Origin of the sequence: Gordonia sp. NPDC003585, from assembly GCF_040610755.1 — a bacterium.
In the GTDB taxonomy this organism is placed as follows: Bacteria; Actinomycetota; Actinomycetes; order Mycobacteriales; family Mycobacteriaceae; genus Gordonia.
The window spans coordinates 12,314-24,997 of record NZ_JBEXMX010000032.1 but is presented as its reverse complement, the minus strand read 5'-3'; the positions used below and the strand labels follow the sequence as shown (position 1 = coordinate 24,997).

General features: G+C 66.2%; 15 protein-coding genes. 9 read left to right on the top strand and 6 right to left on the bottom strand.

The features are described 5' to 3' along the window. Positions 1-230: 230 nt before the first annotated feature. The 6 genes from ABZW74_RS10950 to ABZW74_RS10925 all read right to left on the bottom strand — a co-directional run bounded on the left by ABZW74_RS10950 (position 231) and on the right by ABZW74_RS10925 (position 4,188). Positions 231-719, bottom strand: a complete 489-nt coding sequence (locus tag ABZW74_RS10950) for a hypothetical protein (RefSeq protein WP_355276172.1) — start codon at positions 717-719, stop codon at positions 231-233. A 15-nt stretch (positions 720-734) separates the two neighbouring features. Further along, positions 735-1,691: an ABC transporter permease gene (locus ABZW74_RS10945; protein WP_355276170.1), complete on the bottom strand. Its 957-nt coding sequence runs from the start codon at positions 1,689-1,691 to the stop codon at positions 735-737. Further along, the gene (locus ABZW74_RS10940) at positions 1,688-2,425 is read right to left on the bottom strand and encodes an ATP-binding cassette domain-containing protein (protein WP_240857589.1); all 738 of its coding nucleotides are present in this window, start codon (positions 2,423-2,425) and stop codon (positions 1,688-1,690) included. Before ABZW74_RS10940 ends, ABZW74_RS10945 begins: the two co-directional genes overlap by 4 nt. 103 nt (positions 2,426-2,528) lie before the next feature. Next, positions 2,529-3,011 (bottom strand): hypothetical protein, encoded by a 483-nt coding sequence (locus ABZW74_RS10935; protein ID WP_240857590.1) that lies wholly within the window; start codon positions 3,009-3,011, stop codon positions 2,529-2,531. Positions 3,012-3,043: 32 nt separating this feature from the next. Next, positions 3,044-3,529: a hypothetical protein gene (locus tag ABZW74_RS10930; protein WP_240857591.1), complete on the bottom strand. Its 486-nt coding sequence runs from the start codon at positions 3,527-3,529 to the stop codon at positions 3,044-3,046. A 182-nt stretch (positions 3,530-3,711) separates the two neighbouring features. Then, positions 3,712-4,188, bottom strand: coding sequence for a type II toxin-antitoxin system VapB family antitoxin (locus ABZW74_RS10925; RefSeq protein ID WP_240857592.1), 477 nt, complete (start codon positions 4,186-4,188; stop codon positions 3,712-3,714). A gap of 86 nt (positions 4,189-4,274) precedes the next feature. On the opposite strand from ABZW74_RS10925, the gene hrcA reads away from it, so the two are divergent. The 9 genes from hrcA to era all read left to right on the top strand — a co-directional run bounded on the left by hrcA (position 4,275) and on the right by era (position 12,611). Next, the gene (gene hrcA / locus ABZW74_RS10920) at positions 4,275-5,309 is read left to right on the top strand and encodes a heat-inducible transcriptional repressor HrcA (protein ID WP_240857593.1); all 1,035 of its coding nucleotides are present in this window, start codon (positions 4,275-4,277) and stop codon (positions 5,307-5,309) included. 44 nt (positions 5,310-5,353) lie between these two features. Next, the gene (gene dnaJ / locus ABZW74_RS10915) at positions 5,354-6,511 is read left to right on the top strand and encodes a molecular chaperone DnaJ (protein WP_240857594.1); all 1,158 of its coding nucleotides are present in this window, start codon (positions 5,354-5,356) and stop codon (positions 6,509-6,511) included. Positions 6,512-6,525: 14 nt separating this feature from the next. After that, on the top strand, positions 6,526-7,275 hold the full coding sequence (locus ABZW74_RS10910) for a 16S rRNA (uracil(1498)-N(3))-methyltransferase (RefSeq protein ID WP_240857595.1): 750 nt from the start codon (positions 6,526-6,528) through the stop codon (positions 7,273-7,275). A gap of 36 nt (positions 7,276-7,311) precedes the next feature. Beyond that, the gene (locus ABZW74_RS10905; protein WP_355276211.1) at positions 7,312-8,082 is read left to right on the top strand and encodes an alpha/beta fold hydrolase; all 771 of its coding nucleotides are present in this window, start codon (positions 7,312-7,314) and stop codon (positions 8,080-8,082) included. A gap of 138 nt (positions 8,083-8,220) precedes the next feature. After that, positions 8,221-9,312, top strand: coding sequence for a PhoH family protein (locus ABZW74_RS10900; RefSeq protein ID WP_240857597.1), 1,092 nt, complete (start codon positions 8,221-8,223; stop codon positions 9,310-9,312). After that, complete coding sequence (gene ybeY / locus ABZW74_RS10895) at positions 9,309-9,887, top strand: rRNA maturation RNase YbeY (protein WP_355276165.1); 579 nt, start codon at positions 9,309-9,311, stop codon at positions 9,885-9,887. Before ABZW74_RS10900 ends, ybeY begins: the two co-directional genes overlap by 4 nt. Before the next feature lie 2 nt (positions 9,888-9,889). Next, the gene (locus ABZW74_RS10890; protein ID WP_355276163.1) at positions 9,890-11,368 is read left to right on the top strand and encodes a hemolysin family protein; all 1,479 of its coding nucleotides are present in this window, start codon (positions 9,890-9,892) and stop codon (positions 11,366-11,368) included. Then, the gene (locus ABZW74_RS10885; RefSeq protein WP_355276161.1) at positions 11,365-11,703 is read left to right on the top strand and encodes a cytidine deaminase; all 339 of its coding nucleotides are present in this window, start codon (positions 11,365-11,367) and stop codon (positions 11,701-11,703) included. The genes ABZW74_RS10890 and ABZW74_RS10885 overlap by 4 nt, the downstream gene beginning before the upstream one ends. Beyond that, positions 11,703-12,611: a GTPase Era gene (gene era / locus ABZW74_RS10880; protein ID WP_355276159.1), complete on the top strand. Its 909-nt coding sequence runs from the start codon at positions 11,703-11,705 to the stop codon at positions 12,609-12,611. Before ABZW74_RS10885 ends, era begins: the two co-directional genes overlap by 1 nt. The last annotated feature ends 73 nt before the right edge of the window (positions 12,612-12,684 follow it).

Below are 12,684 nucleotides of genomic sequence, written 5' to 3'. Positions count from 1 at the left end.
AGCAGATGGGAGAAACGCGAGCACCGGGTCGCCGCGACCCACCCGCCGACGTCGTCGGGGAACGTTTCAGTGGCCGTCGCCGTGGAGTTCCTCGATCAGACGGTCCCGAACACGATCGCCACCCGTAGGAAAGCTGTACCTGCCAACCCCACCAAGTGCACTGTGCACCTGACCAGCCTCCCGCGTACAGATTCCCGCAGGTCGCAGGGGCAGCCATCGAGCGCTTCGGATCAGTAGCCGAAGTCCGGGTTGCCGCTGCACTGCAGTTCCTGGCACGTGACCTTCCAGTCGATCTTCCACAGTCCGGCGTCGCGGATGTAGTGGTAGCGCGACGTCTTGGCCGGGAAGCCTGCCATCACCACACTGCCGGTCATGGTCATCCGGTTGCCGTTGATGGTCGGTGCGCCGATCGAGCGGCCGGTGATCGAGAAGAAGTCCATCTGCCGGCTGTATGCCAGGGCCTTCTGCACCTGCGCACGCACCTTGGGTGTATTGCCGCGATAGCTCACCTCGAGCTTGTTGGCCATCGGAATGTTCGGGTTCCACAGTGCGGCGAACTGTTTCTCGAGCTCGGCGTTGCCCGGAGCAGCGGTGCGGACGTAGAGGTCTGCAGTCTTGGCGGATCGGACGGACACGTCCGCGTGTGCGGGAGCCGCGGCCAGTCCGAGTCCGAAGATGACCGTGAACACGCACGCCACAACAAGTTTGAACAGTTTCATTGGTGAGCTCCTCAGCTATTCGCTCTTCAGATCGGTCGAGGCCAATCGGACCAGCCCGAACACGAAGATCGCGATGGCGATGATCGAGAAATAGACGAGTGAGCCGTTCGGTCCGCCGAATGGGCTTTCGATGGAGGTGATCTGGCCGACGCCGAGCGTCGCGTTCTTGAACGGCGAGTAGTTCTGCAACGTGAGCCCGATGTCGCCCTGGATCATGCCGACGAAGTTCTCGATACCCCAGATCCACAGCAGGATCACCATGATCACCAGGCCGGGCCGCGGGAGCAGAACCGCCAAACCGAGGCCGAGTGCGCAGATCAACACCGACAGGTACGCGGTGCCCACCCATTGCCGGAGCCCGGCGGCCGACCACAGATCCACGCGTCCCCAGATCTCGGGGAACACGTGCGGAAACACCGACAGGATTCCGAAGATGGTCCCGGCGATGACCACCGCCGAAATCGTGCCGAAGACAATCAGTTTCGCGACCGGCAGGAGCCATCGGCGCGGTTGGATCGAGCAGACGATCTCCACCGTGCGGTCCTTGAACTCGTTGGAGAACGACGAGACGGGTGCCGACATCATGATGATGGTCGAGAAGACGATCACCCAGTAACCGGCGTTGTTGGTGTCCATACCGCCGCTGCCGTCGATCGCCTCCATCTGGGTTGCCTTGGCGATGCCGAAGTTGATGGCGGTCGGGATCAGAACGGCCAGTGGGACAATCGCATACCAGAGTGGGCTCCGCCAGGAGAGCTTGGCGAGTTCGCTGCCGACGGCGCGGCCGAGATCGCGGGGGAGTCGGGCAGAGCGGGTGAGCACGTTTGTCGACCGAACCCGGGTGGCCGGCGGAAGGGGCGCCACGTCCGGACCGGGTGTGGCCGAATGTGCGGCGTCGATGTCGGTCGGCTGCGCGTCGGGCACCGATTCGATGCCGGTCGCGACTGTCGAATCGGGAGCGCGGTGACTCATCGTGCGCCCCCTGTTCCCGCGTATTCCACACTGTTCCTTGTTATGTCGAGGTAGGCCGACTCGAGCCTGCGTGGTTCGGTACCGGCGGCGACGATCTCGTCTCGGGAGGTGTTGGACAACACGCGTCCCTGTCCCATGATGATGACCCACGACGCGTTGATCTCCACCTCGGACAGACTGTGGGAGGCGACGAGAAGACACTTGCCTTCGTTGGCGAGGCCGGTGAGCAGGTCACGCAGCCACAGGGTTCCCTCGACATCGAGGCCGTTGGCGGGCTCGTCGAGGACGATGGTCCGCGGGTCGCCGAGCAGTGCCGTCGCGATCCCCAGTCGCTGCAGCATTCCATAGGAGTACTTTCCGGTGGGCCGCTTGGCCACATCGGACAGACCCACCAGTTCGAGGACGCGGTCGGCGTCGGCGGTGTCGATGCCCGCGAGCCGCGCTTGCCAGCGAAGGTGTTGGCGCCCGGTGTGATTGGGGTTGCGGACGAAGGCGCCGAGGCAGAAGCTGATCTCTCGCTTGACATCCGGGAGGGCGCGCAACCGCGAGCCGTTGATCGAGATGGTGCCCGAGCTCGGGCGCGAGAGGCCCGCGATCATGCGCAGGACGGTGGTCTTGCCTGCCCCGTTGGGTCCCAAAAGATAGGTGAGCGCGCCGGGTTCGGCCCGGAACGTCACGTCCTTCGCGGCTTCCTTCTTGCCGAACGACTTCGACAAGCCTGTCACTTCGATCATCGAAAGTGCATCTCTCTGTACAGAGGTCTCAGCAGACCGGTTAGTGGCCACACAGAGCACACGGCGGCCCCTCGCGTCGCGAGGGGCCGCCGTGTGTTGCCGATCAGTATCCCCAGTCGGGATTGCCCTGGCAGCCCGGACGGCAGTTGGCCTTCCAGTCGTACTTCCAGATGCCGCCCTCGCGGACGTAGTAGTACGTGAAGCTCTGCGCCGGGTAGCCGGCCATGACACCGTTGCCGGTGACGGTCATGCTGTTGCCGTTGATCGTCTTACCGGTCACCCGCCCCTTGATGGAGAAGAAGTCCATCGTCTTGCTCATGGACATCGCCTTCTGGATCGAGGTCTGCACCTTGGGGGTGTTGCCCCGAACGCTGACTGCGTACTTGGGAGCCAGCGCAACGTTGGGGTTCCACATCGCCGCGTACGAACGCTCGATCTCACCGTTGCTCGGATTCGCCGAGCGGATGGGGAGATCCGCGGCCTTCCCGGAACGGATGTCGACGTCGGCCTGAGCCGGCGAAGCCAGTCCCGCTCCGAGGAGCAGCGCGAAGAAGCCGATCGCGGCCAGACGGATGAACTTGCTCATGTCAGATCCTTGTCACTCAATGAAGATGCGGCTCAGTAGCCCCAGTCGAGACCCTTGAGGCCGTTGCTCTGCGAGTAGGCCTTCCAGTCGAACTTCCACAGGCCGCCGTCACGGATGTACTCCATGGTGACGCCCTGCGCCGGGAATCCGGCCATCACACCGTTGCCGCGCGCGGTCATCCGGTTGCCGTTGATGGTCTTGCTGGTCAGACGCCCCTGGATCGAGAAGAAGTCCATGGTCCGGGAATTGGCCAGCACCTTGTTGATCTGCTGCTGGACTTTCGGGGTGTTGCCGCGGTAGCTGGCGGCGTACTTCGGGGACACCGGAACGTTGGGGTTCCAGAATCCGGCGTACTGACGCTCGAGCTGTGCGGTGCTCGGGTTGGCCGCGGCAACGGAGAGGTCCGCAGCCTTTCCGGCCCGAATGTTGACGTCGGCGTTGGCAGGCGCGCCGGCCAGTCCGACGCCGAGCAGCAGCGCGAACACCGCGATGGTCGCGGTGCGGAGGAGCTTGATCATGTTGTCCTTTCATCGGTAACCGACGACGTGGACTCGATCGCTTGGTCGGCCTTCGGCCCGAGAACCCCCGATGGCCGACCGTCGCCCGAACGTCGCTGGTCGTGAGAAGTCGGTGTCCGAAATGTTATCGATGCGATGAGAGGTTAGTCAAACCTTAGAAATGTTGTTCCTGGTCACATGTCCTACTCGACGACCGGCCTGCTCCAACTGGGGTCGGGCGCGCGCGGTGGTGTGGTCCATCCCGTGCTCCGGCCACCGGTGGGCGTGGGCCGACGATGGGCGCCGGCCGGACGTTCCGCCTTCGGCAATTCGGCGGTGTCGCCGAGTTGTTGCTCGATGGAGGTGGCCTCCGAACGGAGATCCAGCGCGTCCAGATCCAGGGTGCGGGCATGGATGATGTGCCGGTTGCGCAGCGCCGACCGCACCGCGCGGTGCAATCCGTCCTCGAGGTACAACTCGCCCTGCCAGCGCACGACGTGCGCGAACAGGTCCCCGTAGAAAGTGGAGTCCTCGCTGAGGAGCTTGTCGAGCGCGAGCACCGTCGTCACCGTCGTCAGTTCGTCGAGTCGCAACTGCCGCGGCGGGATCTTGGCCCACGCGCGCGTCGACAAACCGTGGTCGGGATAGGGCTTGCCCTCGCGCACCCCCTTGAAGATCATTGCTTGTCCGGCCTTTGCAGCGCAGTTTCGTAAGATGGACGTTACCCACTGTATGGCAGAGCGAGCGTGGTCAGGAGGTGAAAAGCGTGTCCAGCACCGATGATCGTCGGTTCGAGATCCTGCGCGCGATCGTGACGGATTACGTCGACACGCAGGAGCCGATCGGCTCGAAGGCGTTGGTGGAGCGTCACCAGCTGGGCGTCTCGAGCGCGACGGTGCGCAACGACATGGCCGTCCTCGAGGCCGAGGGGTACATCACCCAGCCACACACGAGTTCTGGTCGGGTACCGACGGACAAGGGCTACCGCGTCTTCGTCGACCGCATCAGCGAGATCAAACCGCTGTCGGGTGCCGAGCGTCGCGCCATTCTCTCGGTGCTCGATTCCGGAGTGGATCTCGATGACGTACTTCGCCGGTCGGTCAAGCTGCTCGCCCAGCTGACCCGACAGGTCGCCGTCATCCAGTACCCGGTCCTGTCCACGGCAACCGTGCGCCATCTCGAGGTGGTGACCTTGTCGCCGTCGCGTCTGCTCCTGGTCGTGATCACCGACAACGGGCGCGTCGAACAGCGGGTGGTCGCGCTGTCACAGGATCTCGACGACGAGGACTTCATCCGGCTGCGCGACATGTTCTCGGTGGCATTGCACGGTAAACGTCTCGAGGAGGCGTCGGCCGCGGTGGCCGAGGTCGCCAATGCCGCCCCCGCCGACATCCGCACCGCAGTGGTGAACGTGGCGACGGTGCTCGTGGAGACGCTGGTGGAGCGCGGGGACGACCGTCTGGTGCTGGGCGGGACGTCGAATCTGGCGAGGTCGGCGGCCGATTTCGCCCCTGGCACCGGCGGCATGGACCCGGTACTCGACGCGCTCGAAGAGCAGGTCGTGGTGCTGAAGTTGCTCGCCGCGGCGCACCGTATGGGCAGCGTCACAGTGCAGATCGGGGAGGAGACCCAGACGGAGAACCTGCGCGGCACCTCGGTGGTGTCGACAGGGTACGGTGCATCGGGCACGGTGTTCGGCGGGGTGGGCGTGCTCGGTCCGACCCGCATGGACTATCCGGGAACAATCGCATCCGTCGCAGCCGTTGCGAAGTACGTCGGCGAAGTACTCGCCGAACGTTGAGCCATACCTGAACACCGAGCCATACCTGAAGGACCGACACAACCGTGGCACGTGATTATTACGGAATTCTGGGCGTGCCCCAAGGGGCAAGCGACCAGGAGATCAAGCGCGCCTATCGCAAGAAGGCACGCGAACTGCATCCCGACGTCAATCCAGGAGAAGAGGAACGCTTCAAGGAACTCAGCACCGCCTACGAGGTGTTGAGTGACCCGGAGAAGCGTCGCATCGTCGACGCCGGCGGAGATCCGCTCGCGACCGCGGGTGCCGGTGGTGGATTCGGCGGTGGCGGTGGTTTCGGTGACGTGTTCGAGGCGTTCTTCGGGTCCGGCGGTGCGTTCGGTGGTGGCGGCGGATTCGGTTCGGGGCGCGGCCCGCGGTCCCGGGTACAGCCCGGCGAGCCTGCACTCGTCGCGATCGAACTCGACCTCGACGAGTGTGCGTCGGGCGTCAACAAGGAGATCACCGTCGACACCGCGATCCTGTGCGACGTGTGCACCGGATCGGGAACCAACGGCGACAGCAAACCCACCACCTGCGACACGTGTAAGGGCAACGGGCAGATCCAGGCCGTCCAGCGTTCGCTCCTCGGCCAGGTCATGACCGTCCGCGATTGCCCGACGTGCCATGGCGTCGGCGAGGTCATCAGCGATCCCTGCCACAAGTGCGGTGGCGACGGCCGCGTTCGGTCGCGCCGCACGATGACCGTCCGGATCCCGGCAGGCATCGAGAGCGGTATGCGCGTGCGGCTGGCCGGTCAAGGTGAGGTCGGCCCCGGGGGCGGACCCGCGGGTGACCTCTACGTGGAGGTGGCCGAGCGCCCGCATGCGGTGTTCATGCGTGACAAGGACGACCTGCACTGCACCTTGCGGGTGCCGATGGCCGACGCGGCGCTCGGTTCGGAGTTCGCCGTCGACACCATCCTGGGCGATCAGGTGACCGTCACGATCGCCGCCGGAACCCAGCCCGGCCAGGTGGTGAAGCTGCGCGGACAGGGCATGCCACACGTCAACTCGGGTGTTCGCGGCACCATGCACGTCCACCTCGACGTGGTGGTGCCCGGCAAGCTCGACGCCGCGCAGTCCGAGGCGCTCAAACGCTTCCGCGACGCGTCCGACGATCAGATCGAGATCATCAACACCACGAGCGCCGCCGGTCCGGGCGGGCTGTTCTCCCGTCTGCGCAACGCGTTCGCGGGCCGGTAGCGGTCGGCGGGCGTATGAGTCCTCCGCTGTTCTGGGTCCAGACGGTCCCCGAACCCGGAGCCGATGTCGTGCTCGGCGGTCCCGAAGGCCGGCATGCGGTCACGGTCACCCGGGTGTCGGTCGGCGAGCGCGTCGTGATCGGCGACGGCGCCGGATCGACCGCGCTGGCGCAGGTGGAGTCCATCGAGGCGAAAGACCGGCTGATCGCGCGAGTCCGTGAGTTCACCTACCGAGCACGGCCGACCCCGCAGGTCACCGTGGTGCAGGCGCTGCCGAAATCGGAGCGCTCCGAGTTGGCCGTCGACCTCGCCACCGAGGCCGGCGCGGACATCATCGTGCCGTGGCAAGCGGCCCGGTGCGTCGCGCGGTGGGCAGGTAAAGCCGACAAAGGCGTGACGAAGTGGCGTGTCGCCGCGTCGGCCGCCGCCAAGCAGAGTCGGCGGGCCTGGATTCCGGACGTCACCGACCTCGCGTCGACGACCGACGTGCGCGCACTCTGCGCAGACGCGATCGCGACGGGCGGCACGGTGGCGATCCTGCACGAGGAGGCGTCCGCGTCGTTGCGCGATCTTCCACTGGCGCAAGCCAATCGGATCGTGCTGGTGATCGGGCCAGAAGGCGGCCTCGACGACGGCGAGGTCGCAGACCTCACCGCTCTCGGTGGGCACGCGGTGATCCTCGGCCCGGAGATCCTGCGGACGTCGACGGCCGCTGCGGTCGCGCTCGGGGCGATCGGTGCCCTGACCGACCGCTGGACGCGGTGAGCTCGTGAAACCGGTCAACTCGTGAAACGCTGTGCGGTGCATCGCACCAAGATCCACTACGGTGCGGCGCCGTCGAAGTTCGGTCACCTCTATCACGCATCCGATCCGGCCGATCTGCCGCCGACGATGCGGCCGGTGGTCCTGATTCACGGCGGGTACTGGACCACAGAGTTCAGCCTCACCATCCAGTCCGCAATCGCTCGGCAATACGCCGAACGTGGCGCTCTGGTGTGGAACATCGAGTATCGCCGCGTCGGCGAGCCCGGTGGTGGCTGGCCGAACAGCGCGACCGACGTCGTCGACGCGCTGTCGGCGCTCGACGAGCAGGTGCGTGCGCCGTTGCCCGACGTGGTCGCCGACCGCGTCGACTGGTCGTCGGTCGGTGTGGTCGGCCATTCGGCCGGCGGTCAACTGGCGGTGTGCGCGGTCGCCCGACTCGGCGCCCAGACGGCCCGGACGCGCATCACCACCGTTGTGGCGCAGTCGGCAGCGCTCGACCTCGTCGCGGCAGGCCAGGCGGGTCGCGAGTCGGTGCGCGCGCTGATCGGGGCGTCCTACGCGGACGCGCCGGCGCGGTATCGGGCCGCGTCACCGATCGAGCAGGACATCTTCGACGCGCACGTCGTCGCCGTGCACGGCGACAGGGACACCGCGATCCCCGTCGAGGTGAGCCGCCACTACGTCGAGGTGGTGGGGTCGCGCGGGCAGTCCGCCGAGCTGATCGTGGTGCCGGAGGAAGGGCACGACGTCTTCGTGAACCCGCGCAGCGTCGGAAACCGACAGACGATGCGCGTGCTGGGGATCTGAACGGTAGGGGATGTGAACGGCACCGGAATATTGCCTGCTGGCCGCTCGTTGTGTCGCGATACACTGGCGTGCACCGCAGTGTTGCCCAGCGCGCATGGGCGGTGCCACACAACCCGATGATCAGGAGTGATTTCATACGTGACTGACGACAATCCCGACACGAGCGGGCAGTCGCGCGCGACCTCGACGCGCCGATCTGTGGTCACGTCTACCGTCGAAGTCTCTCCCGAAGTGGTGTTCGGGCTGCTCGGCGCGAGCGACGTCAATCTGCGCACCCTGGAACAGCTTCTGCCCGCCGAGATCCATGTGCGCGGCAACGTGGTCACGCTGACCGGCGCCGCCGCCGATGTCGCGGCCTCCGAGCGGGTCATCGGCGAACTGGTCGACCTCGTCGGCCGCGGCACCCCGCTGACGCCGGACCTGGTGCGGCACAGCGTGTCGATGCTCTCCGAGACGACCGCCGAGTCGCCGGCCGAGGTGCTGTCCCTGGACATCATCTCGCGGCGCGGCAAGACGATCCGCCCCAAGACGCTCAACCAGAAGCGCTACGTCGACGCGATCGACAACAACACGGTGGTCTTCGGGCTCGGACCGGCCGGCACGGGCAAGACCTACCTTGCGATGGCGAAAGCCGTGCAGGCCCTGCAGTCCAAAGCGGTCAACCGGATCATCCTCACCCGACCGGCGGTCGAGGCCGGCGAGCGGCTCGGGTTTCTGCCCGGCACGCTGAGCGAGAAGATCGACCCCTACCTGCGTCCGCTCTACGACGCCCTGCACGACATGATCGACCCGGAGTCGATCCCCAAGCTGATGGCGGCCGGGGTGATCGAGGTGGCGCCGCTGGCTTTTATGCGCGGTAGAACCCTCAATGACTCCTTCATCATCCTCGACGAGGCGCAGAACACCACCACCGAACAGATGAAGATGTTTCTCACCCGGTTGGGTTTCGGCTCCAAAGTTGTGGTGACCGGCGACGTCTCGCAGGTCGACCTTCCTGGCGGTGCGCGAAGCGGTCTCCTTGCCGCAACGGGGATCCTCGAGGGTATCGACGACATCCACTTCTCGCACCTGACCAGCCAGGACGTGGTGCGCCACCGTCTGGTGGCCGACATCGTCGACGCCTACGGACGCGCCGAGGAGGCCCAGCGCGGCGGCCGTCTGCGCGACGCCGACAAGCTGCCCGGTAATCGCGCCACCCGACGCGCATCGAGCCACGGACGACGCTCATGAGCATCGAGTTCGCCAACGAATCCGGCGTCGACGTCCCGGCCGAATTGATCATCGAGGCCGCGCGTTTCGCGATCAACGCGATGGACGTGAATCCGGCGGCGTTGTTGTCGGTGCTGTGCGTCGACGAGGACACGATGGCCGACATGCACGTTCAGTGGATGGACCTGCCCGGTCCCACCGACGTGATGAGCTTCCCGATGGACGAGCTGGTGCCGGGCGGTCGGCCCGACGCCGCCGACCTGGGTCCAGCGATTCTCGGCGACATCGTGTTGTGCCCGGAATTCGCTGCGCAGCAAGCCAAGTCAGCACGACGTTCCTTCGACCACGAACTGTCGATGCTGACCATCCACGGCGTCCTGCATCTGTTGGGCTTCGACCACGCGGACCCCGACGAAGAACGCGAGATGTTCGGCCTGCAGAACGAGATCCTCGAGGCCTTCTACGCGCAACGTCACCGTCAGGCGCGCAAGCAGCGGCAGTCCGACAAGGACGCGCGTCTGCTGTCCAACATCGGGTTCACCGCAGCGGATGACGAGGCCAAGGCCTCGGATGCCGCACCGCCCGAGGAGAAATGACCGTGCCCGACGACATATGGTTCGTCGTCGCGGCGATCATCCTGATCAGTGTCGGTGGATTGTTCGCCGCGATCGACACCGCGGTGTCGACGGTGTCCATCGCCCGCGTCGAGGACATGGTCAAGGAAGGCCGGGCGGGGGCTCGGCGGCTGATGACGATCTTGTCCGCGCGCGCCACCTATGTGGGGCTCGCGGTGCTGCTGCGCGTGAGCTGCGAGACCGCCGCTGTCGCGTTGATCGCGTTGAGCGCCACCGATGCTCTTGGACTCGGCTGGGGCCTGTTCGCGGCGATCATCGGTATGGCGGTGGTGTCGTACGTGGCCGTCGGAGTCGGACCGCGGACGTTGGGCCGCCAGCATGCGTACACGATCGCCCTGTCGTCGGCGATTCTGCTGTCGGCCCTCGGTGTCCTGCTCAAGCCGGTCACCCGGCTGCTGATTCTCATCGGTAACGCGCTGACGCCCGGACGCGGCTTCCGCAACGGGCCGTTCGCCACCGAGGTCGAACTGCGCGAGGTGGTCGACCTCGCCGAGGCCAGCGGCGTCGTGGCCGCCGACGAGCGCCGGATGATCCAGTCAGTCTTCGACCTCGGAGACACCTTCGCCCGCGAGGTGATGGTCCCGCGGCCCGAGATGGTCTGGATCGAAGCCGACAAGTCGGCCGGGCAGGCCACCAATCTGGCTGTGCGGTCCGGACATTCGCGTATCCCGGTGATCGGCGAGAACACCGATGACGTCCTCGGGGTGGTGTATCTCAAAGACCTGGTCGCCAGATCGGCCGACGACGCGTCGGCGCTCACCGTCGGCGACGTCATGCGGGTGGCCGAGTTCATCCCGGACTCCAAGCCGCTCGACCGGGTACTCGCCGACATGCAGCGCACCCGAAATCACATGGCGATGCTGGTCGACGAGTACGGCGGCATTGCCGGCCTGGTGACCATCGAGGATGTGCTCGAGGAGATCGTCGGGGAGATCACCGACGAATACGACCTCGACGAGGTCGCCCCGATCGAGGAACTCCCAGATGAGGCCTATCGGGTGTCGGCGCGGCTGCCGGTGGAGGACCTCGGCGAACTGTTCGACATCGAGATCGACGACGACGAGGTGGAAACCGTTGGCGGACTGGTCGGTCTGGAACTGGGCCGCGTTCCGTTGCCCGGGGCGCGGGTACAGTCACACGGGCTGGAACTGATCGCCGAGGGCGGGCCGAATCGGCAGGGACGCCAGCGCATCACGACCGTGCTGGTGACCCGGATCGACACCCCGGACGACGAGGATCGATCAGATGAACACGACCGCGCGGACAACGGCGACGCTCGGGTTGCCGCACCAGAATCGCTGTCTGCGGCGGCCGGCGAGCGTGGCACACCGGAGGACCACAAGCGCCGCGACGGGTCTGCCCGGCGTAACGGAACCCATGACACCGTCGGATCTGCTTCGCGCACATCGCGATCAGGAGCCGGCAGTAAGGAACGATCGTGACCGATGACCTCTCCGACGAGGACCGCAAGCTCGTCGTGCTCGCACGCGGAGCGCTGGCTCGAGCCGAAGCGGCGTCGGGCGCGGCCGTCCGCGACGACGACGGGCGAACCTACGCGGGTGCCGACGTCGTGACCGCCACGCTGACGTTGTCGGCGCTACAGGTCGCGATCGCCACCGCGTTGTCCAGCGGTGCGCGCGGATTCGAGGCGGCGGTGGTGGTCAACGGCCGTGCCGACGACCCGGGTCTGCCCACGTTCGCCGACGTCAGTCCCGACGCATATGTGTATCTCACCGACACCGCAGGCACGCCGACATCCCGCGTGGGACAAGCCTGATGGGGGAGTTCCGCTCGGGCTTCATCTGTTTCGTCGGACGTCCCAACACCGGTAAGTCGACGCTGACGAACGCGCTGGTGGGCGAGAAGATCGCGATCACCTCGAATCGTCCGCAGACCACCCGCCACACGATCCGCGGCATCGTCAACCGGCCCGACGCCCAGCTCGTCCTGGTCGACACGCCTGGGTTGCACCGGCCGCGGACCCTGCTCGGTCAGCGCTTGAACGATCTCGTCCGCGACACCTACTCGGAGGTCGACGCCATCGGGGTGTGCATCCCGGCCGACGAGAAGATCGGTCCGGGTGACCGGTGGATCGTGGAACAGGTGCGGCAGATGGCGCCCAAGACCACCGTCGTCGGCATTGTCACCAAGATCGACCGCGTCGGTCCGGAGCAGGTCGCGGCGCAATTGCTGGCTCTGTCCGAGTTGCTCGGACCCACCTCCGAGGTGGTCCCGGTGTCGGCGACCTCCGGTGCCCAACTCGACGTCCTCACCGACGTCCTGGTGTCGTTGATGGATCCGGGGCCGGCCTTCTACCCGGAAGGCGAACTGACCGACGAACCCGAAGAGGTCATGATGGCCGAGTTCATCCGGGAGGCCGCGGTGGAGGGGGTCCGCGACGAACTCCCGCATTCGCTCGCCGTGGTCATCGAGGAGATCATCGAGCGCGAACGCGAACCCGACCAGGTCCCGATGCTCGACGTGCATGCGATTCTCTACGTCGAGCGTCCCAGCCAGAAGGGCATCATCATCGGCCACAAGGGTGCGCGGCTCAAACAGGTGGGTATCGCCGCCCGCGCCCAGATCGAGCGGATGCTCGGCACCAAGATCTACCTCGACCTGCACGTCAAGGTCGCCAAGGATTGGCAGCGCGACCCCAAGCAACTCGGACGCATGGGCTTCTGATCCGATCCCGGTGTGGCAGGGTTGCCCGTGGTAAGGGTGTGACAACTTCCGCTCCCTGAGGTGCGAGCGAAGC